25 protein-coding genes are annotated in these 21,432 nt (G+C 69.5%); 21 read left to right on the forward strand and 4 right to left on the reverse strand.

Going from position 1 to position 21,432, the window contains the following annotated elements; translation table 11 throughout:
• Positions 1-18 precede the first annotated feature (18 nt).
• From GS424_RS03215 to GS424_RS03305, 19 genes are all read left to right on the forward strand, one after another.
• A complete protein-coding gene (locus GS424_RS03215; protein ID WP_160943510.1) occupies positions 19-525 on the forward strand; it encodes a TadE/TadG family type IV pilus assembly protein in 507 nt (168 codons plus the stop codon).
• Positions 522-2,642 (forward strand): pilus assembly protein TadG-related protein, encoded by a 2,121-nt coding sequence (locus GS424_RS03220; RefSeq protein ID WP_244977717.1) that lies wholly within the window; start codon positions 522-524, stop codon positions 2,640-2,642. Before GS424_RS03215 ends, GS424_RS03220 begins: the two co-directional genes overlap by 4 nt.
• Complete coding sequence (locus tag GS424_RS03225; protein WP_244977653.1) at positions 2,633-3,070, forward strand: hypothetical protein; 438 nt, start codon at positions 2,633-2,635, stop codon at positions 3,068-3,070. The genes GS424_RS03220 and GS424_RS03225 overlap by 10 nt, the downstream gene beginning before the upstream one ends.
• Complete coding sequence (locus GS424_RS03230; RefSeq protein WP_244977654.1) at positions 3,067-3,519, forward strand: hypothetical protein; 453 nt, start codon at positions 3,067-3,069, stop codon at positions 3,517-3,519. Before GS424_RS03225 ends, GS424_RS03230 begins: the two co-directional genes overlap by 4 nt.
• 5 nt (positions 3,520-3,524) lie before the next feature.
• On the forward strand, positions 3,525-3,869 hold the full coding sequence (locus GS424_RS03235; protein ID WP_222617610.1) for a DUF192 domain-containing protein: 345 nt from the start codon (positions 3,525-3,527) through the stop codon (positions 3,867-3,869).
• The gene (locus GS424_RS03240; RefSeq protein ID WP_160943512.1) at positions 3,866-4,294 is read left to right on the forward strand and encodes a hypothetical protein; all 429 of its coding nucleotides are present in this window, start codon (positions 3,866-3,868) and stop codon (positions 4,292-4,294) included. The genes GS424_RS03235 and GS424_RS03240 overlap by 4 nt, the downstream gene beginning before the upstream one ends.
• Positions 4,291-5,193 (forward strand): prepilin peptidase, encoded by a 903-nt coding sequence (locus GS424_RS03245; RefSeq protein WP_160943513.1) that lies wholly within the window; start codon positions 4,291-4,293, stop codon positions 5,191-5,193. The genes GS424_RS03240 and GS424_RS03245 overlap by 4 nt, the downstream gene beginning before the upstream one ends.
• Before the next feature lie 21 nt (positions 5,194-5,214).
• Positions 5,215-5,448: a hypothetical protein gene (locus GS424_RS03250; protein ID WP_154334781.1), complete on the forward strand. Its 234-nt coding sequence runs from the start codon at positions 5,215-5,217 to the stop codon at positions 5,446-5,448.
• On the forward strand, positions 5,438-5,956 hold the full coding sequence (locus GS424_RS03255; RefSeq protein ID WP_244977655.1) for a TadE/TadG family type IV pilus assembly protein: 519 nt from the start codon (positions 5,438-5,440) through the stop codon (positions 5,954-5,956). The genes GS424_RS03250 and GS424_RS03255 overlap by 11 nt, the downstream gene beginning before the upstream one ends.
• Complete coding sequence (locus GS424_RS03260; protein WP_244977656.1) at positions 5,950-6,429, forward strand: TadE/TadG family type IV pilus assembly protein; 480 nt, start codon at positions 5,950-5,952, stop codon at positions 6,427-6,429. Before GS424_RS03255 ends, GS424_RS03260 begins: the two co-directional genes overlap by 7 nt.
• On the forward strand, positions 6,426-7,031 hold the full coding sequence (locus GS424_RS03265) for a pilus assembly protein TadG-related protein (RefSeq protein ID WP_160943514.1): 606 nt from the start codon (positions 6,426-6,428) through the stop codon (positions 7,029-7,031). The genes GS424_RS03260 and GS424_RS03265 overlap by 4 nt, the downstream gene beginning before the upstream one ends.
• Before the next feature lie 73 nt (positions 7,032-7,104).
• Positions 7,105-8,031: a Flp pilus assembly protein CpaB gene (gene cpaB, locus GS424_RS03270; RefSeq protein ID WP_160943515.1), complete on the forward strand. Its 927-nt coding sequence runs from the start codon at positions 7,105-7,107 to the stop codon at positions 8,029-8,031.
• Positions 8,015-9,334, forward strand: a complete 1,320-nt coding sequence (locus tag GS424_RS03275; RefSeq protein ID WP_160943516.1) for a TadA family conjugal transfer-associated ATPase — start codon at positions 8,015-8,017, stop codon at positions 9,332-9,334. The genes cpaB and GS424_RS03275 overlap by 17 nt, the downstream gene beginning before the upstream one ends.
• A 13-nt stretch (positions 9,335-9,347) precedes the next feature.
• The gene (locus GS424_RS03280; protein ID WP_160943517.1) at positions 9,348-10,268 is read left to right on the forward strand and encodes a type II secretion system F family protein; all 921 of its coding nucleotides are present in this window, start codon (positions 9,348-9,350) and stop codon (positions 10,266-10,268) included.
• The gene (locus GS424_RS03285; RefSeq protein WP_160943518.1) at positions 10,265-11,206 is read left to right on the forward strand and encodes a type II secretion system F family protein; all 942 of its coding nucleotides are present in this window, start codon (positions 10,265-10,267) and stop codon (positions 11,204-11,206) included. The genes GS424_RS03280 and GS424_RS03285 overlap by 4 nt, the downstream gene beginning before the upstream one ends.
• Before the next feature lie 10 nt (positions 11,207-11,216).
• On the forward strand, positions 11,217-11,798 hold the full coding sequence (locus GS424_RS03290) for a hypothetical protein (protein ID WP_160943519.1): 582 nt from the start codon (positions 11,217-11,219) through the stop codon (positions 11,796-11,798).
• Entirely contained in the window at positions 11,785-13,671 is a 1,887-nt protein-coding gene (locus GS424_RS03295; RefSeq protein WP_244977657.1) for an InlB B-repeat-containing protein, read from the forward strand. Before GS424_RS03290 ends, GS424_RS03295 begins: the two co-directional genes overlap by 14 nt.
• Before the next feature lie 58 nt (positions 13,672-13,729).
• Positions 13,730-13,912 carry a type II toxin-antitoxin system HicA family toxin gene (locus GS424_RS03300; RefSeq protein ID WP_160943520.1) on the forward strand — a complete coding sequence of 61 codons (183 nt, stop codon included), beginning with the start codon at positions 13,730-13,732 and terminating at the stop codon, positions 13,910-13,912.
• A 69-nt stretch (positions 13,913-13,981) separates the two neighbouring features.
• The gene (locus tag GS424_RS03305; protein WP_244977658.1) at positions 13,982-14,404 is read left to right on the forward strand and encodes a helix-turn-helix domain-containing protein; all 423 of its coding nucleotides are present in this window, start codon (positions 13,982-13,984) and stop codon (positions 14,402-14,404) included.
• Between the two features lie 81 nt (positions 14,405-14,485).
• Here GS424_RS03305 and GS424_RS03310 read toward each other — a convergent pair whose 3' ends face one another.
• From GS424_RS03310 to GS424_RS03320, 3 genes are read right to left on the reverse strand one after another with little or no spacing between them, the layout of a single operon-like run.
• The gene (locus GS424_RS03310) at positions 14,486-15,724 is read right to left on the reverse strand and encodes an ABC transporter permease (RefSeq protein WP_160943522.1); all 1,239 of its coding nucleotides are present in this window, start codon (positions 15,722-15,724) and stop codon (positions 14,486-14,488) included.
• Entirely contained in the window at positions 15,711-16,931 is a 1,221-nt protein-coding gene (locus tag GS424_RS03315) for an ABC transporter permease (protein ID WP_160943523.1), read from the reverse strand. Before GS424_RS03315 ends, GS424_RS03310 begins: the two co-directional genes overlap by 14 nt.
• An 18-nt stretch (positions 16,932-16,949) precedes the next feature.
• Complete coding sequence (locus GS424_RS03320; protein ID WP_160943524.1) at positions 16,950-17,885, reverse strand: ABC transporter ATP-binding protein; 936 nt, start codon at positions 17,883-17,885, stop codon at positions 16,950-16,952.
• 192 nt (positions 17,886-18,077) lie between these two features.
• Between GS424_RS03320 and GS424_RS03325 the strand changes: the two genes are divergently transcribed.
• Together GS424_RS03325 and GS424_RS03330 are read left to right on the forward strand one after the other, a co-directional pair.
• Positions 18,078-19,184: a sensor histidine kinase gene (locus GS424_RS03325; protein WP_160943525.1), complete on the forward strand. Its 1,107-nt coding sequence runs from the start codon at positions 18,078-18,080 to the stop codon at positions 19,182-19,184.
• Positions 19,181-19,822 (forward strand): response regulator transcription factor, encoded by a 642-nt coding sequence (locus tag GS424_RS03330; RefSeq protein WP_160943526.1) that lies wholly within the window; start codon positions 19,181-19,183, stop codon positions 19,820-19,822. The genes GS424_RS03325 and GS424_RS03330 overlap by 4 nt, the downstream gene beginning before the upstream one ends.
• On the opposite strand, the gene GS424_RS03335 is transcribed toward GS424_RS03330, so the two are convergent.
• Positions 19,807-21,417, reverse strand: a complete 1,611-nt coding sequence (locus GS424_RS03335) for a response regulator transcription factor (RefSeq protein WP_244977659.1) — start codon at positions 21,415-21,417, stop codon at positions 19,807-19,809. The genes GS424_RS03330 and GS424_RS03335 overlap by 16 nt on opposite strands.
• Between the last annotated feature and the right edge of the window lie 15 nt (positions 21,418-21,432).

Here is a 21,432-nt window from a genome sequence, read left to right on the forward strand (position 1 = left end):
AGGATGGAAGGAGGAGGCATGCGACGGATGCGCGAGTCTGGTCAGGCAACGGTGGAGGCGGCGTTCTTGCTGCCGGTGCTGTTCGTCGGGTTGCTGCTGCTCATGCAGCCGGGCATGCTGCTGTACGACCGCCTCGTGATGCAGGCGGCCGCGTCGGAGGGGTGCCGCCTGCTGGCGACGAGGACGGCCGCCGCGGGCGACATGGCCGAGAGCTGCGAGGCGTTCATCCGCCACCGGCTGGGGGCCGTCCCGCCCGTCTCCTGCTTCCACGTGCACGAAGGCGCGTGCAGCTGGGACATCCAGCTGGAGGGCGACGAGCGCTCCGACGTCGTCCGCGTGACCATCGTGAACGAGGTTCGCCCGCTGCCGCTGCTCGACGCGGGCGGGGCTCTGCTCGGCATCGTGAACGGCAACGGCAACCTCGAGGTGCGGGTTACGGCGGAGCAGCCGACGCAGCCGTCGTGGGCGCGCTCGTCCGAAGCGGGTGCGGACCCGGCAGGATGGATCGGAGCGTGGGCGTCATGATGCTCGATGCGTTCCACGACGAAGAGGGCATGACGACGGTCGGCATGGTGCTGGCGCTGCTGGTCACGCTTGCGCTCGTGTTCTCGGCGGGGCAGGCGTACCGGGTGGGTTCCGCGTCGTCGGAGGTGCAGAACGTGGCCGACGCCGCGGCCCTGGCCGCCCAGAACGAGGTGGGCGAGTTCATGATCGTCGTGCGCGTGTGCGACGCCGTGGTGCTGTCGCTTTCGCTGACGAGCCTCGTGGCGACGGGCCTGGGCGTGGCGGCGCTGTGCACGCCGGCCACCGCCGCCGCGTCCGAGACCCTGCTGAAGGCGGGCCGCGACGTCGCCCATGCGCGCGATCGGTTCGCCGAGAAGGCGGCCGACGGTCTCAACCGCTTGCAGCGGCTGCTGCCGTTCCTCGCCGCGGCGAACGCGGCGTCGGTGGCGGCGGCGAACAACGGGGCCTCGTCGAACTACGTGGCGCTTGCCGTGCTCGCGCCCTCCGCGGGCGAGGAGATCTCCGTGGACGGGGCCGCCGAGCTCGAGGAGGTGGGCGCGGCGGTCGACGGTGCGGCTGACGAGGTGCGCCAGGCGGCCGACGAGGCCGAGCGCGCCGCCGAGCGGGCCAACGAGGCGAAGCTGCGCGCGTTCGAGCACGACTGCGGCCTCAACCCGTCCTATTGCATGTACGAGCGCGCAGCGACGCTGGCGGGCATGAGCGGAACGGAAAACCCGCTGTTCAGAAGTGTGGATACCTGGTCGTTCTCCGTGGCGCTCAAGCGCGCGCAGGCCTACTACCCGCGGCGTCTCGCGGCGGAGGCGCCGGCGGACGGCTCGGTGGAAGAGCAGGCGCGCTCGGCGCTGCGCACGCGGTTCTACGCGTTCGCGGTCGAGGAAGTGGGGCGCGGGTACGTGCATGAAAGCGACGACTCGTTCGACGCGTCGTTCCCGCACCTCCCGAAGAACACGGCGGAGATGAGGGTGACGACGCTGTACACCGAGGCCGCGTATCCCTGCACGGTGGACGAGGAGGGGCGCGCCACGGCCCATGCGTGGGCCGGATGCCCTGCGGCGGCTGGGGCGGGGAGCCTCGTGTCGATCGCCCAGACGGAGGCGGAGTCGTACGCCGAGTGCGCACGGTGCGGCTTCTCGGCGGCCAGCATGGGCAAGGTGGCCGCCGCCTCGACGTCCATCGAGAACGGCTTCGAGTATCACTATGAAGCCGTGGCGAGCGCGGCCGAGGATTACGAGAAGGCCCGCGCGGAGCTCGATCCGCTGGCGAACGAGGTGAAGCGACGCGCGGGCGGCCTGTTCGACGAGGTGAAGAACGCGCTCGGCAAGGTTGCGGGCAAGCGCCTCTCGGCGCAGCCCCCGGGGCGATACGGCGTGATCGCGCTCGTGGCCAACACGGGCAGCCTCGCCGCGTCGGACGGTTTCGGCAGCTCGTTCGTGCGGGGCGGCGGCGCGCTCGGCGCGCGGGCCGCGGTGTCGGCCGCGACGCTCGTCGCCGACTCGTCCGAGGAAGGCGCCACCGTGGTGTCGTCGCTGCTCGACGGCGTGAAGGACCAGGGAGGGGCTGCGGTGGGTGCGCTGGGCACGGTGCTCGATTGCTGGTCGGGCCTGCTGGGCGCGTACGCGCAGGGCCAGGAAGCGCTCGATGACGCCGTGTCGTCCTCGCTCGACGGGCTGCCCCTCACGGGAGCCAGCGGTTTGGGCGCGTGGGCGGCCGGGGCCTTGCGCGAGGCCGTGCGGGCCGTCGGGCTCGCCCCGGCCGAGCTCGACGCGCTCAAGCCGGTGCTGGTGAATTCGGCGCACGTAGCCGCGCGCGACGAAGGGGCGTTCGGTGCGCGCCTGCTATCGCTCAAGGAGCAGGCGATAGCGCATCCGCTCGGCTCGAACGACGTGTTCGCCACGATCGTGGGAACGGTGGAGACCGAGGTGGTCGAAGGCATCCAGGGCTTCGACGGATCCGTCGAGATCGCCGTGATCGAGCTCTGGGACGGCGGCCCGTCGTTCCCGGTGAGCATCGCGCTGCCTCAGGCGGCGAAGGATGCGGCGGGCGATCTGGTGCAGCGGGTGGCAGACGGGTTGCGCGGCGTGTACGCGCAGGTGACGGGGGTGAGGGTATGGGAATGACGCGGGCGCGCGGAGAGCGGGGCCAGATGACGGTGGAGCTGGCGGTGGCGTTCCCCGTGCTGATCATCGTCGCGGTCATCGGGGTGAACGCGCTCACGTTCTTCTCGGAGTGCGCCGCGTTCGACAACGCCTTCCGCGATGCGGTGCGCGTGCATGCGACCTCGCCTGCCTCCGGCCAGGGCGTCGAGCAGAGCAGCGCGCTGGTGCAAACGGCCTTGGCCGCCGCGTTCGATGCGGCGAACGAGGAGACGCGCGTGTCGGTGGAGGGGGCCGCGGGCGGGCACACGCGGTTCACGGGAACCTTGGAGTACGCGCCCACGCTGTTCGGCCTGGGGCTGCGCTCGACGGTGTTCGGGATCGCCCTGCCGCCGCTGACGCATACGGCGAGCATCGCGGTCGACTGCTACAAGCCGGGCGTGCTGCTATGAGCGGGCCGTCGATCGGCGCACGCCGCCGGCGCGCGTGGACGCTCGCAGCCGTGCTCGTCGCGGCGCTCGCGGCGGCGCTCGTGCTCGCGTCGGCCGATCGTCCGAGCGTGTTGGGCGAGGTGGCGCGGACGACGGTCGGGCAGAGCGATGCCGGGCCGCCCGCGGGATTCGAGGACGAGGCGCTGCGGCTCGAGGGGCGTCGGGAGGTGCGGGTGGAGGAACGGGTCGGCGTGCTGGGCTTCTCCTGTTCGGGAGGGGTTGCGGAGACGCTCGCCGCGCTCGAGGAGGAGCTGTGCGCCAAGGGGTGGAGCGGTGTGCGCAGCGGCGAGGAGGGGGCGGAGTCGTTCGTGAAGGGAAGCGGTCGGTATCGGTGGCTGTTCGTCGCCTGCGCAGGCGTGGGCGAATCGACCAGCGTCGTCGTGCGGTACACGACGGAGGAAGGAGCGTGACGACGATGGAGGAACGGAAGGGATGCGCGTCGGCGGAGCAGCCGTTGCTGTTCGCCACGCGCACGGCGCGCAAGGCGCGGGGGCTGCTGTTCTCGCACGAGCACGCCGAGACGCTGCTGCTCGCGCCGTGCAACGACGTGCACACGGCGGGCATGCATCGCCGCCTCGACATCGCGTTCGTCGATGAGCGCGGGCTCGTGCTGGAAGCCCATCGCGACGTCGGGCCGTTCCGTCGGCTGCGCAACAGGGCCGCGGTGGGGGTCGTCGAACGGTTCTCGTCCTGCTCGTCCCCCTGGTTTTCGGCGGGGGATCGCGTGGGCGTGGTCTGTCTGGAAGGAGAGCGGAAATGAAAACATGTCCGACATGCGGGGCTCGGGCGTTCGATGACGCCGAGGTGTGCTTCGGCTGCCTGCACCGATATGGCGACGAGCCGGCTCGACCGCCGGGCGCGGCGCCGACGCCGGTGCCTATGGCGATGGCGGCGGGCGGGCGCTGTCCGGCGTCGCGTCCCGAGGCGATGCCCTCGATCCCGTCGAAACCGCGTCCTGCCGCGCCGCCGCGCGACGGGGCGGGGTGGACCGTGCGGTTCGAGCTGCCCGGGTATGCGCCCGTGGTGGAATCGGGCGGGCAGGAGGGCGGGTTCGTCGTGCGATTCCGACCGTCGGAGGCGGCGCAGGCGGGCGAGGCTCTTCGCGAGCGCGTCCTGCGCGGCACCCATGCGCGCGACGCGCCGGCAGAGGTTCGCGCGCTGGCGGATGCCGCGGGCTGCTCATGACGGCCGCGGTTGCGCTCGTCGTCGCGGCCGGTTGCGCGGGCGGGTTGGTCGGCGGGCTCGCCGTGCCGTGGCTGGCTTCCGTTTTCCTGGGACGCGCCTATCGTCGCGCGCGCACGTGGTGGTGGGACTCGCTCGCCTCCTACCGGGCGTTCAGGCGAGCGCACCCCCAGCGGGAGCCCTCGCCGCGCGCGGCGGGCGTCGAGGGGTCGCTCGGCCTGTGGCGGATGCAGACGGTGCGCGACGCGCAAGCGGGGACCCTTCCTCGCGAGCGGTTGCGGGCGCTCGTCGAGGCGGGGTGCGCGGTGGACGCCGCCGAGCCCGCGCGCGGCGAGGCCGACCAGGAGGCGCGCTGCACGTTTCGCGCGAAGCGCGCGCATCGCTGCCTCGGCGCGGCGGCGGGCGCGGCGACAGGGTGCGTCATCGCGTGGCAGTCGGTTCCGCTGGTGCCGGCCGCGGCGCTGGCCGTGGCGGCTGCGGCGATGGCGGCGGCCGTGGCGTGCGACCTGCGCGCGAGGATCGTGCCGCTCGAAACGTGCGCGCTCCTCGCGGTGGCGGGCGCCGCGTTCCAGGCGTCGACTGCGGGGATCGAGGGCGTGCTGGCCGGCTGCGCGTTCGCCGCCTTCGCGGTGCTGTGCTGCCTCGCGGTCAACCGGCTGTTCGGCAGGACGGGTCGCGCGCCCGTCGGCTTCGGAGACGTGCGGTGCATGGCGGCGCTTTCGCTGGCAAGCGGCATGGCGACGCCGGTGGGGGCGGCGCTGTGCTACGGCGGCGCGGCGGCGTTCTCGCTGGCGGGCATCGCCGCGGGGAGGCTGTCGTGGAGAAGCGGCATCCCGATGGCGCCGTTCCTCGCGGCATGGCTGGTCGGCGGCGCGTTCGCGTGCCTGCACGGTATGGGATGAATCGACAAGAAGGAGCAAGGTATGAACACGTTCAAGCAAGATGCGGCATCGAAGTTGGGCAAGGCCCGGGCATGGCTCGTGGTGGGCGAGGAGGACGGCGGTTCCGAGATCGTGCAGACGGTCATCGTGCTGGGGTTCGCGGTGGGGTTGGGCGCCGCGCTGCTGTTGCTGCAGGGCAACATCCAAACGGCCATCACGAAGGCGGGGACCTCCGTGACCGACATGTTCTCGAAGATCACGTCCGGTGCGGCGTGAGGGAAGCGCGGAGCGGGGCAGCGGCGTCGTGACGTTCGTCATCGCGTTGCCGCTGCTGCTTCTGTTCCTCTTCGCCGTGGTGGATCTGGGACGCTCGGTGTTCCTGTCCATGGCGCTCGACGACGCCGCTCATGCGGTGTGCCGCGAGGCGTCGGGGCACCCTGCCGGAGACGTTGCGGAATCGCGGCTGCGCGAGGCCGCCTTCGCCGCGGCGCCGGCGCTCGATCGCGATGACGTGCGGCTGGACGTGTCGGTCCGCTACGGGGAGGTCGAGGACCGCACCTACGCGCACCGGTTCTACGACGAGGCGACGGGGACGTACGACGAGCGCGCATCGCATGCGCGATCGCGCACGGTGGAGGTGGAGCTCGTGCTCGAAGGAGGCTACCTGACGCCGCTCGGGGCGGCGCTGCCCGGCGGCGTCGGAAGCGGGGGCGCGGGTCGGTTCGCATTCCGCGCTCAGGTTGGCGGCGTCGCGGACGCGACGGTGGAAGGAGGGGCGTGGTGAGAACGTGCGAGCGGGGAAGCGAGGTGGTCCAGTTCGTGATCGTGCTGCCGTTGCTGTTGGTCGTGCTGTTCTCGATCATGCAGCTGGCGGGCATGACGCTTGCGGCGAGCCAGGTGTCTTCCGAGATCACGCGCGCATGCCGCCAGCTCGACGTCGCAGGGTTCGAGCTGGCTGCGGACAAGGAGCGGTTCATCGAGGAGGGCATCCTCGGCGCTTCGACCCAGCTCGATCCCGATCGCCTGCAGGTCGATCGCGTCGGCTGGACAAGCGAGCGGACGAAGCGGGAGCGGGCCGTGCGCGACGGGGGCGTGATCGAGGAGCAGGCGACGGTGGTCGAGGCATCGTACGACGTGCGCTATCGGCTGCCGGCCATCGCCGATCTGCCCGGGTTGACGGGGCGCGTGCTCGAACGGCACGTGCGGTGCTCGTTCGTGGACGGGCGGGCGATCGAGATCAGGCAGGAGGCGCTATGAGATCGACGGGGCGTCGCAGCGAGCGCGGCTCCATGCTGCCGCTCGTGGTGGTGGCGGTGCTCGTGCTGTTCGCGGTGCTGGCGTTCGCCGTCGACCAGGGCATCGCCTACGCGGCGAAGGCGCGCCAGGAGAACGCGCTCGATGCCGCGCGCGCCGCCTGCATGGACGCGTCGTTCGCGCTCGTGGCGAAAAACGCGGACGATCCGGGCCGCATGGTGGCCGACCGCGTGGTCCGCACGGTGCGCGATGCGGGCTTTCGGGGTGCGGCGTCCGTGTGGTTCTACGAGGCGCCGGAGGAAAGCGCCTCTTCGACGGAGCGCCACTGGGCCATCGGCATGCAGCTCGAGGAGGAGTCGCCGACGGTGTTCGCGCGCGGCTATGGGATCGACGCTCTGCCGGTCGCCTCGTACCGGGTGATGACGGCGATGCCGTACGCCGGAGAACGGGTGTGGCGGCCGACGGAAAGGCGCTGCGGTCGGTACGACTATCCGGCGGGAACGGATGCGGCTTCCTGGTCGTACGAGGCGCTGAGCTCGCTCGATGCCTTCCCGGCCGAGCTTGCCGAGGCGGCGCGGGCGGCGTTGGCCGGAGGCCGCGAATAGGTTGCGAACGGATGGAGAGCGTGTCAAGAGCGTGCCGGGCGAGGCCGGCGACAACGGGAGAAAGGAACGGGCTATGGCGATGGGCGGCAATGGCGGTGATGCGGCGGCGTGGGGCGGGGGCTTCGCGGCGCGGGCGTCGCGGCGCACGACGGGCGAGGGCGTGGCGGCTGCGGGCGGCGGGGGAGCGCGTCCGGGGTTCGGCGCGCCTGGAGGAGGGGCGCAGGCGACGGCGTCGATGCCTGCCGTCGCCGCGGATCGCGCGAAGCCCTCCGCGGCCGCCAAGCCGCGGCCGGGCGATACGGCGCGCGTCAAGCGGTTGGCGACGATCGTCGCCGTTTCGGTCGCGTTGGCGCTGACCTCGGTGGCGTACGGCCTGTGGTCGGCCGCAGCCTCGCGCGCGGCGGTGGAGCACGCCACGGCGGGCGCGCTTCCCACGCTTGTGGCGGCCGCAGACATCCGTGCGGGCGACGCGATCGCGGCAGAGGCCGTCGAGGTGCGGGACGTTCCCGCCTCGTACCGGGCGACCTCGGCGCTTGGCGGCGAAGCGCTCGATGCCGACGGCGCCGTTTCGGGAGGGCGCGCGCTCGTGGACATTCCCGCGGGGACCCAGCTGTCCTCCTCGTTCGTGACGGGGGCAGGCGGCGGCGATCGCCTCTCCGCCGAGCTGGGGACGGGCATGCAGGCGGTGACGCTCGCCGTGGACGTGGAGACGGGGCTTGCGGGCCATGTGCGGCCCTACGACACCGTGCGCATCGTGTCGGCCGAGGGCGCGTCGGCGGGCGAGGCGTTCCTCGAGACGGTGTGCGAGCGGGCGCGCGTCGTGGCGATCGGCGACGATGCCGCCGGGGTGCAGAGCGGTTCCGCCTCCGTCACGGTGGAGGTGTCGCCCGACGAGGCCGATGCGGTGCGCGAAGCCCAGTTCGCCGGGCGGGTCAGCCTCGTCCTCGTGGCCGCCGACGATGCGTTCGGGGAGGCGACCGTCGATGGACAGGACGACTGAGCGCGCGCTTAAGCGCGCCGTGCGCGACGAGGCGGCGGTGCGGCTGCGCGGCGACGCCGCCGGCCCTGCCGCGGTCGAGGAGCTCATCCGTCGGCTCGTGGGGGAGGTCGCGCACGAGTCGGGCGTGCCGCTTCCCCCGTACGAGTTCGAAGCGCTCGCGCGCGCGATGGTCGACGACTTCCTGCGCTACGGGCCGCTCCAGCGGTTGCTCGAAGACGAGGCCGTCACCGAGATCATGGTCAACGGCGGCGGCGTCGACATGGACGATCCGGCGCTGCCCTTTCGCGCTCCCATCGTGTACGTGGAGCGCGCGGGGCGCATCGAGTACCGTCCCGACGTGGAGTTCGACGATGCGGAGCACCTGCGCCGCATCATCAACAAGATCGCCGAGCAATCGGGCAAGCGGTGCGACGACGCGCACGCCATGGGGTGCGCGATGCTGCCGGGCGGACGGGCGCGCGCCACCTACGTGGTGCCGCCCATCGCCCCCGACGGCCCCGCGCTCAACGTGCGCACGTTCTCGTCGAGCATGCTGGGCATGGAGGACCTCGTGCGCAGGGGCATGCTGACCGACGCGATGTCCCAGTTCCTCCGTTCGGCCGTGCAGGCGCGCTGCCCGATCGTGATCTCGGGCGGCACCGGGTCGGGCAAGACCACGCTGCTCGGCGCGCTGTCCGGATTCATCCCGCCCGAGGAGCGGGTGGTCACCATCGAGGACACGCCCGAGCTGCGCCTGCAAACGCCGCACGTGGAGCGGATGCAGACGCGCGAGGCGAACACGGAAGGCGAGGGGTCGGTGGGCATGCGCGAGCTCGTGGCGCTTTCGCTGCGCCGGCGCCCCGACCGCATCATCGTCGGCGAGTGCCGCGGCGCCGAGGCGTACGACATGCTGCAGGCCATGCAGACCGACCATCCGGGTTCGATGACCACGGTGCACGCCAACGATCCCGGCAACGCCATCAGCCGCTTGCGCACGATGGTGGGCTATGCCGACGGCGACCTCGGTCGCGACGTCATCGTCCAGCAGATCGCCGAATCGTTGCAGGGCGGGCTCGTCGTGCACGCCGAGCGCATGCGGGACGGGTGCCGGCGGGTTACGAGCATCGTGGCGATCGACCCGCTGCCGGAGGGCAGCCTCGTTATTCCGCGCGCCGAGCTGTTCGTCTTCGACGTCGAGGGCGTCGACGCGTACGGTGCCATCGCGGGTTCGTGGCGCGCATGCGGCGTGCAGCCGCAGCGCATCAAGGAGCGCATGCGCGCATCGGGGGCGTGGTACGACCCCGCTTGGTTTTTCGAGCAGTGAGGAGGGACGGAGCATGATGGGACTTGTGATGCCGTGGGGCCTCGTGGCGGCCTGCGCCGCGACGGGCGCATGGGCGTACGCGCTCGTGCGGCAGGAGCGTGCGTCGAGCCGCGGTCGGGCGCTGAGCGATCGCGGCCTCTACGAAGCGGGGGCGGCTGCCGCGATGGAGCGCAAGAAGCCGAAGCTGCCGCGCCTCGCTCGCGCGCTTCATGAGGCGGGGGTGGAAACGTCGGCGCTCGGCTGGTCGGTGAGCGTCGTCTCGCTCGCGTTCGTCGCATTCGCGTTCGCCACGGCGCTGATGGGCGGCGTGGCGGTCGGGACGATCGCCTGCGCCGCGGTGCTGGCGGGGTCGGGGATGCGGTTGCATCTGCTGCGCGCACGGCGGCGGGAGCTGCTCGAACGGCAGCTCGCTCGAGCGCTTCCGCAGGTTGCGGCCAGCGTGCGCAGCTCGCTCACGCTCGAGCGCGCGCTGCGCACGGTCGCGGCGCATGTGGAAGAACCGCTCCGCGAGGAGCTCGCGCGCGTGCTGGCCGATGCGGCGTACGGAACGGCGCTCGCGGCGGCGTTCGAGCGGATGGCGCGCCGAACCGGCAGCCCCGACGTGCGCGCCCTCGCCGCGGCCGTCAGGATACAGCAGCGGTTTGGCGGGGCCGTCGCGCCGGTGCTCGACCTCATCGCCGCGCATGCCGCGGCGCGGCTGCGGACGTCGCGCGAGTTGAAGACCGAGCTGGCCGGCACGCGTTTGGCGAAGTGGTTCGTCGCGCTCGCCATGCCGGCGATCTTCCTCATCATGTTCGCGACGAACGCCGACTTCTCGCAGTTCTACCGCGAGCAGCCGCTCGGTTGGGCGCTGCTGGGGGTCGCGGCGTGCTCGGAGGCGATCGGCCTGTTCGCCTGCCAGCGCATCACGGCGATCGATCGGAGCGAATCGTGATCGGCGCCGGTGCGGGCGCGGCGCTCTGCGCGACCCTCGTGCTCGGGGCCGTGGTCGGCCTTGCGGCCTACGAGGCGCTCGTGCGCTACGCGGCTCCCGCACGCCGCGACGCCGTCGCGCCGTCGTCGGGAAGCGCTTCGACGACCGGCAACCGCGCAAGCGTCGAGCGGGGGCGCCGCCGTGCGCGCGCGGCGTTCGAGACGCTCGCGATGCTGCTCGATCGGTACGTGCCGCTTTCGCGCGCCGACGTCGAATCGAGCCGCGAGCGTCTGGGCAGGGCGGGCGTGGGGCTTGAGCCGGAGACGTGGAGGAGCATCCGCGCCGTGTCCGCGTTGGGGTGCGCCGGGTTCGCGGGCATCCTCGCGGCGGGCGCGGGGCTCGTTCCGCTCGCCCTCGCGGGCGCGGTGGGCGGCTGCGCGGCGTGCGGTTGGACGGCGCCGTCGTGGGAGTTGTCGCGAAGGGAGCGCCGTCGGCGGAGGGCTATCGAGCTCGGGCTGCCCGACGCGATGGAGCTGCTCGGCATCGCCATCGCGGCAGGCTCCCCGATCGAGCAATGCTTCCGCGAAGTGGCCGAAAGCATGGACGGACCCCTTGCGGAGGAGTTCTCCCTCGTCGACAAGGAGGTGAACCTGCTGGGCCGTTCGCGCGAGGAGGCGTTGGAGCACCTGGGACAGCGCTGTCGCAGCCAAGACGTCAGCGCGTTCGCGGCCCAGCTGACCCAGGCGATCAGCCAGGGCTCGTCTTTGACCGAAGGTCTCGCCGCCCAGGCGGCGCTGGCGCGCGAGACGGCGCAAGCCGAGGCGATGGAGCGCATCCGCAAGATGCCGACGAAGCTCGATATCGTGCTGTCGCTGTGCTTCCTGCCGCCCACGGTCGCGCTCGTGGTGGTTCCGACGGTGGTCGATCTGCTGGATTTCTTGAACAACTCGATGGGATGAGGAGGCTTCCGTGAAGCGAAGATCGAACAAGAGGACGAGGCCCGAGCGGCGCATCGCGTGCGGCGTGGCGGCGGTTGCTGCGCTCGTGGTGGCGTCCGTCGCGTTTTTCGGCTGGCGTACGTACGAGCGCATCGCCGATGCGGCACCCGACGGCGCGGGCACCATAGAGCTGCAGGTCGCGCTGCGATGCGACGGTTGGTCGCCCGAGAACGTCGAGTTGGGAGCGTTCGTGTCGGGCGTCCAGATCGACGGCGCGCCCTGCGACGAACAGCTCGTCTTCGAGGGGTCGGGCGCGCAGACCGCCTACCTTGGCGCAGGGTCCTACGAAGTCGTTCCGCAGCTCCCGATGCTCATGCTGCTTGACGGCACGGTGCTCGCCGCGGGCGATCCGGTTGCGCGAAGCTATGGGGACGACGCACCGAAAACCGACGCCCTCGAGATCGCCTATGCGGCGATCGACGCACGCGACCTGGCCGAGGACGAGCTGCGCGCCGTCGCCGACGGCAGCTTCGCGACCGAAGACGATGCGGACGCGGCGTTCGGGCGAGCTCTGGCACGGTGGAGCGAGGAGGCGGCCCATGCTGAAGCGTGAGAAGCAACGCGTCATGCGCACGCTGCTGGCTGCCGCCGTGCTGCTGTGCGCGAGCTTCGGCCTCGCCGCTCTGGAAACGGGCGAGGCCTTCGCGTACTCCTATCGGACGACGGACACCGCGACCATATACAACCGCGCCTGGATCAGGGTCGACCCGTCTGCGGACTACCTCGAGCTCATCGGTTCGGATCCCATCGGCCCGCAGTTCGACATGCCCAGCTGGAACGCTCCCGGCGGTATCCACTCGCGCATCGAGTCGTACCAGTTCGCCGTGTGGGGCGATGCGGGCGGACAGGACGACCTCGCCTGGTATGCGGGCGGCAACGGCCGCTGGACGCGCGCCGGCGCGGTGATGGGCAGCGGCAAGCTCGACGGCAGCGGCAACGGCAACGGGTTCGGCTGCATCGCCACGTACGGCTACGGATGGGGCGGTCCGGTCGTCTCCAAACACGGTGGATTCGACGCGCTTATGTACTGCCACGTGTACCTCGACAACGCGGACTACGGCCGCAATTTCTACGGGTCCGTCGATTTCTGGCCGCGCGTCAAGATCCAGTACGACGCGAACGGGGGAACCGGCGCGCCGGCGGCGCACTACAAGTACATCGGCACCACGGCGAATATCTCGTCGAAGAAGCCTACGAGGGTCGGGTACACGTTCGAAGGATGGTCGACCTCGAAAAACGGCGCGGTGAACATCGCCCCGGGTCAACGTATAGGGTACGAAGACTGGAACCTTCTGCAGTGCACCAACCTCCCGCATGATTGGGCCGGCAGCAGCCCTGCGGATTATTATCGTGATCCGCTGGCCGGTCAGCCGTCGCCAACGGGCACGAACCTCATCCCGCTGTACGCGGTGTGGAAGCCGATCGCCTACACCGTATCCTATAACGGCAACGGCGCGACCGCCGGAAGCACCGCATCGTCGTCGCACGTGTACGACGCATCGAAGGCGCTCACGGCGAACGGCTTTCGGCGCAGTTACACGCTCACCTGCGACTCCCAGGGAGGGTCGGCGGGCGTAACGCGACTGAACTGCGCGTGGGGGTGGAAGTCGTGGAACACGCGCGCCGACGGAGGCGGCGCGTCGTACGGCGACCGTGCCTCCGTCAGGAACCTGCGCACGACGACGGGAGCCGTGAACCTCTACGCGCAATGGAACGAGGGTGTCGTCGAGCTGCCCGATCCGGGGACGAAAGCCGATTGCGCGTTCAAGGGGTGGTACGACGCTGCCTCGGGAGGTTCGCTCATCGGCAAGATCGGCGACCGCGTGTCCATCGGGTCGAGCGCGACCTACTACGCGCAATGGCAGCCCTATGCGCGCGTCGCCTACTACGCAGACGGCGCCAGCGCACCCGTGTTCTCGGAGTCCGTCGAGGTCGGATCGTCCTACCGGGCGAACGCGCAGGCGATCGCACAGGCGACGAAGCCCGATTGCGCAGGCTTCGACGGCTGGTACCTCGATGCCGGCTGCACGCGGCCCTTCGCCGAAGGCTCCGCCGTGCCCGACGCGGGTCTCGCGCTCTACGGCCGCAACCGCGTGACAGTCTCCTATGCGCTCACCGACCGAACCGTCGCCCTCTTCGCCGATCGCGAGCTGTTCGCCGACGAGGGCCGCCTCGAGCCGCTCGCGCACGGCATCGAGCTTCCTCAGCAGCGCGCGCTGTTCTACGGCGACCGCCTCTCGTTCGATCGGGGCGACAACGTCTGGTTCGAGCAGCACGATCGCATGCGCGAGGCAACCTGCGAGCCGGGGGCCTACGCGACGCCCGCAGGCGAGGGCAGCCCGGCTCGCTTGGCCCGCATCACCCGCAACACCGTCGCGTACCTGCAATGGGCCGTCCCCGCTTACGACGGCATCACCCTGTCGTAAACCTTACGCTTGCGTAATACTAACGTTAGCGTTATAGTTGTAGAAAAGAGTTGATCGCATGCCGCCGAAACCGTTCGAGATATATCGCCGATTGCTGCGGGAACACTGGCAAGACGACGGCTGCAAGGGTTCGCACCGCCATCTGTCGAAGGATGACAAGACGATCATCCTGCCGCTTCATCGAAGAGAGCTGCCGAAAGGTTTGTGGGAGAGTATCCGCAAAACCGCCGGGTGGCGTTGAGGCATGAGAAAGCACGAGAGAGGACGAGCCATGCGTTATGTGTACCCCGCCGTTTTCACCGAGAACGAATTGGACGGCTACAACGTTCAGTTCGTCGATTTTGAAAGCGGCTGCACCTGCGGCGACGACATGGAAGACGCCGTCGCGATGGCCTCGGAGGTGCTATGGCTCCTCATCGACGACTGCCTACAGCTCGACAAGCCGCTGCCGAAACCGACGTATCCGCAGGAACACGAAGGCTTGCTGGTGGCCGTCTCGGTGGACGTGGACGTCGAGCGCGGTCTCCTCACCACGAAGAAAGCGGCCTCCATGCTCGGCGTGAGCGACGCGCGCGTGCGCCAGATGGTGCGCTCGGGCCAGCTCGCCGCCAAAAAGCAAGGCCGTGACAACTTCGTGTACCTGTGGAGCGTGAAGGAGCGTTTGAACAATCCTCCGAAACCCGGGCGTCCGCAAAAAAGCGCATCCGACAAATCCGTCGGATGCGCCTCCTGAGCACGTTGCGAGCCAAGAGGCCCGTCATGCGCGGTTCGGCCTCGGACGCCGGGCCCCGGATGCCGGGCCCAGCTCCAGCGGCTACGCGCGGGTGGTCGCGCGCGCGGCTCCGGCGTTGCCGCCGGCTTCGGCGCTCTGCACGCGCAGGCGGCCCACCACGAGCGCCACGGCGAAGATCGCCACCGTGAACAGCAGCATCACGCCGATGTTCGCGAGGATGGGCAGCACGGTGTCGGACGAGGCGACGGTCAAGTCGGCCGCGCTCTGCAGCGCGTTCGTGTACCAGTACGCGGGCAGGAAGTGCGCCACCGTCTGCACGGCGGGATCGAGCAGGTCGAAAGCGATCCACGCGCCGCCCAAAAACGAGATGACCATGCCGAGGATGTTGCCCAGGGCGTTGCTGGCGAACTCTCCCACGCCCAGCTGCCCGAGGAGGTAGCCCACCGAGAGCGGGATGGTGGCGAATGCGAACGAAGCGGCGATCATGAGCGCGAGCCCCGTGCCGCTGATCATGGACACCGCCTCGTGGAACACGGTCAGGCCCAGGCAGATCGTCCACAGCCACACCGCCACCATGACCAGCAGGCTGCCGGCCGCCACCTGCAAGCCGTACGACAACGAGGGCAGCGGCGACACGAGGTTGCGGCGACGCAGGTCGGTGCGGTTGAGCGTGGTCATCAGCACGCCCACACACACGATGATGGACGCGAACAGGGTGTAGGTGCCCCATTGCAGGAAGAACACGAACCGCTGCGCTTCGGACGAGGTGCCGCCCACCTGCACGCTGTCGGCCTCGGCCGCTTCCGCCATGATCTCGTCGGTGTGCTGCACGATGTCGTCCAACGACGCGGCGCCCTCAAGCCCGGCGTACGCCCGCGCGATGCCCAGGTACTCGTTCACCACCTGGTCCATCAGGTTGCCTTCGGTGGAGTAGTAGCTGTACACGGTTTCCATCGTGGGAAGCTCGTCGCCCGCGCGCGCCGCCTCCGCGAACGCCTCGCCGAACCCTTCGGGGATGATCAGCGTGTACGAGCTCTGACCCTTGGCGACGGCGTCCTGCAAGGCCATCGGGCTGTCCTCCACCGCCACTTCCGTGCCCTGCTTGCGCAGGTAGGCGGTCAGCCCCTCCGAGAACGCGCTCGCGTCGCGATCGATCACGGCGAACTTCGTCTCGTACGGCGAGAACTCGTTGCCGTTCGAGCCTCCGAACGTCAGGCTGCTCGCGATGAACACGCCCATCAGGCTGAGGAAGCCGGCGTACACGAGGAGGTACATGGGGTGCCGCAGCACCGTCTTGATCGCGATCCTAAAGACTTGCATAGCGCTGCCTCCTAATGAACAGGGCCGATGCGGCGAACAACACCGCAGCCATGACCAGCAGAATCAGGATGTGCTCGATCGTGCGCTGGTAGGTGTCGTAGTACATGATGCTGTAGAACGCCTGGGAGATCTGCACCGCGGGATTGATCAGCTGAACCCCCGGCGCCGCGGCGTTGATGGTGTCGGCCAGCTTCATCGTGGGGGAGCCGTACAGCCCGGCGAACAGCGATGCGAAGCACACGATGCCCGACAGGAGGCCGCCCTTCACGCCCTCGTCCACCTTCGGGAGCGATCCCAGCAGCGTGCCGAACGCCGTCGCCACGAGGGCCGCCGCCGCGATCACCGCGACGCACATCGCATCGCGCCCGCCGAAGTCGACCCCGGCGACGAAGCGGATGTACAGAAACGCGACGGTGATGCAGACGAACGTGAGCACCCAGCTCGCGGCCAGCGTGGCCGTCAGCGTCTTCGCGCGGCTCAGCGCGGCCACGGCGCGGCGCGCACCCAGCGGGCTCAGGTTCGGCTGCGTGCGGCAGATGGCGATCATGCCGATCTGCCCGCCGAACAGCGCCGCCATGCCCAACAGCGCGAAGAAGTAGCGCACCGATTCCTTGGGTGGGTTCTGCGTGACGTCGATCTTCTCGGTGAGGTCGCCGGTGTCGAGCAGCTTCTCCAGCGCCGCCGTATCGGCCAGCGCGGCGGGGTTCGTGGCGGCGACGTCCTCGATGAGCGCCACATTGCGTACGTACGCGTCCCCGATGGTCTTCAGGATGGACTGGTAGGCGCTGTCGAGCGAGTCGGGCGTGACGCCGGCTTTCACGTGCACGGTGGGCGTGCCGTCGGCATCCACGGTGAAGTATCCGACAGCGCCGTCCGACAGCGTATCGGAGTACCCGGGCCCTGCAGCCTCGTTGCCGCTCATGAGGCTGCGCGCCTCCTGCTCGGTGTCCACGCGCACCACGTCGAGCATCTGGTCGTCGCCCGGCTCGGACAGCGTGTCGATCATCTCGGAGAATCCGGGAGCTGCGTCGAGGTTCTCGTCGGCCACCACCACGGTGGGGATGGGCTCGAACTGCCCCGCATCGTCCAGGTTCGCGAACATGAACACGAACATGGTTGACAGGATCAGGGGAAACGCCAACGACCAGATGAATATGCTCTTCTCGCGCACCAGCGTGAGCAGGGCGCCTTTGAATACGTTGAACATGGTGAGGTCCTTCCGCTCCTAATCGCGCAGCTCGGTGCCGGTGATCTCCAGGAACACGTCGTTCAGCGTGGGGGGTTCGGCGTAGATGCGGCCGAACTGCACGCCGTCGCGCTGCAGCACCGCCAGCACGTCGCTTAGGTTGTGCGTCCCGTTCTGGCAGGCAAGCTCAAGCGTGCCCTCGCGGTACAGCGCGCGCGTGACGTGCGGCAGCGCGTCGAGGTGCGCCAGCGCCGCCTCGTCGAGCTCGGGCGCGTCGATCTGGATCTTCTCTCCGGTGCCGATCATGGCCTTGAGCTCGGCGTTCGTGCCGGTGGCCAGCGCCTTCCCATGATCCATGATCATGATGCGCGTGCAGATCTCCTCCACCTCCTCCATGTAGTGGCTCGTGTACACCACGGTGGAGCCCTGGCGGTTCATCTCCTGGATGCCCTCGAGAATGGCGTTGCGGCTTTGCGGGTCCACGGCCACGGTGGGCTCGTCGAAGAAGATGAGCTCGGGCTTGTGCGCGATGCCGCACGCGATGTTCAGGCGTCGCAGCAGGCCTCCCGACAGCTTGCGCGGACGGAACTTCGCGTAGTCCTCCAGCCCGACGAACGCGATGGCCTCGTCCACGAGGTCGCGGCGTTTCGCCCGGTCGTTCACGTACAGCGCGCAGAAATAGTCGATGTTCTCGCGCACGTTCAGCTCTTCGAACACGGCCACGTTCTGCGGCACGATGCCGATCCTCCGCTTCAAATCGTAGCTGGTCGGGCGCATGGTCTGGCCGAACAGCTCGATGGTTCCCTTGTCGTAGGTCAGCAGCTGCAGGATGCAGTTGATGGCGGTGGTCTTGCCCGACCCGTTCGGGCCCAGCAGGCCGAACACCTCGCCCGGCTCGATGTGCAGGTTGAAATGATCGAGCGCGAGCACCTCGTTGTAGCGCTTGACCAAGTTGTCGACGGCTACGATGTCCATGGTTCCTCCTCCTGCGGTTGCGTTCCGCGGTTTCGTTCCTGCTACCATCATGCCCGCGCGGCGGCTTCGGCGTAAGTGTGCGCCGTCATCGGTCTGGCCCGGCATCGTGACATTTGTCACGAACCTCGCCGCACCCCGGCTTTTGTCGCATCCCTGCGCCGCGTCGCGCCCCGCCGCCGCTATACTGGGGCCATGGATCGGGTCATCGACGAAATCATCCTCGTCGCGCTGTGCTTGCTGTTGCTGCCGTTCACGACGTTCGCCAGCGCGCATGTCTCGGCGCTGCTGTGCGCCATCGTGGTGGTGTGCTGCTTCGACGCGTACCCGCACGCGCGCCTGCGCTTCGCGGTCGCGGGCGTGTTTTTGCTGACGGCGCTGCTTGTGCCCGAGTTCGTCGTGCTGCTCCCTCCCGTGGCGTACGTGCTGTTCGGCGAGCGATTCTGGCCGGTGCGGCTCAGCTGGGCCGTGCCGCTCGCCTGCGCGCTGCGCACGGGGGACGTCCTGCTGATCGCCGCCGTGGGCGTGCTGGGCGTCACGGCCTGCCTCATGGCGTGGCGCACCGCGCGCATCGACGAGGAGCGCGAGCGCTACCGGGTTCTGCGCGACGAGCAGCAGGAGGCGTCGCTGTCGCTTGCGAGCAAGAACCGCGAGCTCATGGCCGCGCAGGACTACGAGATTCGTCTGGCCACGCTGTCCGAGCGCAGCCGCATCGCCCGCGAGATCCACGACAACGTGGGGCACCTGCTCACGCGCTCGGTGCTGCAGGTGGAGGCGTTGCAGGTGGTGCATGCCGACGACGAGCGCGTGCGCGGCGAGCTGGCCTCGGTGGGCGCGACGCTGCACGAGGCCATGGACACCGTGCGCAAAAGCGTGCACGATTTGCACGACGACGCGTTCGACCTGCGCGCGCGACTGGACGGCGTCATCGGCGCCTGCGGCCTCGCTGGCGTGCGCCTCGTGTACGACGTGCGCGACGTGCCGCTGCCCGTGGCGTACGGCCTGGTCGCCGTCGTGCGTGAGGCGCTGTCGAACGTGGCGAAGCACAGCGACGCCACGCGCGTCGAGGTGTCGGTCATCGAATACCCCGCGCTCTTCCAGCTCATCGTGCAGGACAACGGCTCGCGCGGCGGCGAGCCGCGACCCGCGGCGTCGGGCGACGCCCCCGCGCACGCCGGCATCGGCCTGCAGACGATGGAGGAGCGCGTGAGCTCGCTCGGCGGGCGGCTGCGCACCGGCTACCGCAAGGGCTTCCGCGTGTTCGCCACCATACCGAAGGATCCACCGAAGGAGAAGGCATGATCAGGACGCTTATCGTCGACGACGACCCGTTCGTGCGGATGTCGCTGCAAACCATCCTCGAGGCGCAGGACGACGTGGAGGTGTGCGCGCTCGGCGGCGACGGGAACGAGGCCGTTGCCCTGTTCGAGCGTGAACGGCCCGACGTGCTGCTCATGGACATCCAGATGCCCGGAACCGGCGGCCTCGACGCCGCCGAGCGCATCCTCGGCAAGCACCCGGACGCGCGCATCGTGTTCCTCACGACGTTCTCCGACGACGAGTACATCGTGCGCGCCCTGCGCCTGGGGGCGAAGGGCTACCTCATCAAGCAGGAAGTTGCCACCATCGCGCCGGCGCTGCGCACGGTCATGGCCGGCCAGAGCGTGCTCGGCAGCGAGGTGCTCGATCGCATGGACGCGCTCATGCGCGGCGGCTCCGCGCCGACGGCGGCCGCGGCGGCGGGCGAGCTGCGCGACGACCTCACCGAGCGCGAGGCCGCCATCGTGGATCTGGTCGCCGAGGGCCTCGACAACAAGGAGATCGCGGCCACGCTGTACCTCAGCGAGGGCACCGTGCGCAACCACATCAGCGCCATCCTCCAAAAGCTCGACCTCAAGAACCGCACCCAGCTCGTCGTCCGCTACTACCGCGACCGGTAAGCCCCCGTCTCCGAGCGCGTTTCGCCGCCGATCGCCTCGGCCAGCGAGATGAGATCCTGCTGCGAGTTCACCTCGGTCTTGCGGTAGATGCTCGAGATATGCGAGTTGACCGTCCCCGTCGAGATGAACAGCGCATCCTTGATGTACGGTCGGTTGCGTCCTGCCAGCAGCAGGCGGGCGACGTCGGTTTCGCGCGGGGAGAGCGCGAACCGCTCGGCCAGCGCGTCCGCGGCCGTCTCGGCGCGCGGGGGAGCCGCGGGAGCTGCGGGGGCCGCAGGGATCGACCCGTCCGCGGTGGGCTCGATCGCGTCGGCGATGACGAGCCTTCCGAAGTCGGTTTCGTACCCCTGCAGCGGTCGGGCGTCGCCGCCGATGAACAGCTTGTCGAAGTCCTCCAACTTGATGGCCATGCCGCATGCGAACAGCACCACGAGGAAGAACAGGGGTGCTGTGACCGGTATGATGCCATCGGTGATCAGGCACGACTGCTCGCCCAGCATCACGCCTGCGAAAATGCCCGCCCCCTTCGCCATCAGGTAGATGAGCAGGGGCACCGCGGCGAAGCGCCGATCCTGCTTGACGGCTTGGTACCAGAAGCTCCAGGCCAGCGCCTCGAGGGCGATCATGCAGGCGAAGCAGAACGAGAACGCGATGGTCGCCAGCAGCGGGCTGTAGAATCGCACGTACAGGATGAGGTAGCTCACGGCGAACACGACGATGGCGAAGCGCGCCTGCCCCCGCTGATGCTTGCGCGTTGCGGTTTTGCGGATGATCAGGAACAGCGTGAGCGTCACCAGCAACGTGGTGACGAACACCGAAGGGGAGTACCACGAGCGCGATTCGAAATCCCACGGGGCGGCGATCACGCGGAAGAACGCGAAGTTCAGCCAGACGATGAGGATGAACGCGCTCGCGTAGTTCAGCAGCATCGGCTTCACCGAGAAGGGCGCATCGCGCCCCGCGCTCTTCGGGGACGCGTCGTCCTCGGCGTCGGCGGGTTGCCGTTCGAGGTCGGGCAGGTCGGAGCTCATCAGCGCGAACGCCAGCGGCGCTACCGTGCAGAACACCACGGCGCATACGGTGGGGAGCACGATGAACACGAGGTACACCAGCAGGGAGAACACGGACACCAGGCCGAAGAACGTCCCGAGAAACGAGGCATCGAGCTCGGGAAAGTGATCGATCCGGTACAGGTACATCAGCGGCAGCAGCAAACCGATGACGGCTGCGCAGGCGAAGGGGAGCGTGTCGGGCAGCACGTTGTACGTGTACAGCACCCAGATGGCCAAGCAGCAAGCGCCCATCAAAACGGCGGCCAGCAGGTAGAGCGGGCGAGAGAAGCGCAAGGGCTTCGTGCGCCGCCTGACGAACAGGGCTGCCGCGCTCACCGCAAGCGCCAGTCCGGCAGCGCCCCAGCATTGCTCGGGGAGGCTCGGGCTCGGCACGTGCGACCCCTTGGTCAGCGTGCTCGAGAAGAACGCGAGGTACTCCCACGCGTACAGGATGACGAACGCGGCCAGGGCGCGGCGTCGTGAGCTTGAGGCGACGATGAGCCTGATCGGTCCCAGCACGGATGGATTCCGCGTTTCAGCCATACATGCCCTCCCCCG

Source organism: Eggerthella guodeyinii (assembly GCF_009834925.2).
GTDB lineage: Bacteria > Actinomycetota > Coriobacteriia > Coriobacteriales > Eggerthellaceae > Eggerthella > Eggerthella guodeyinii.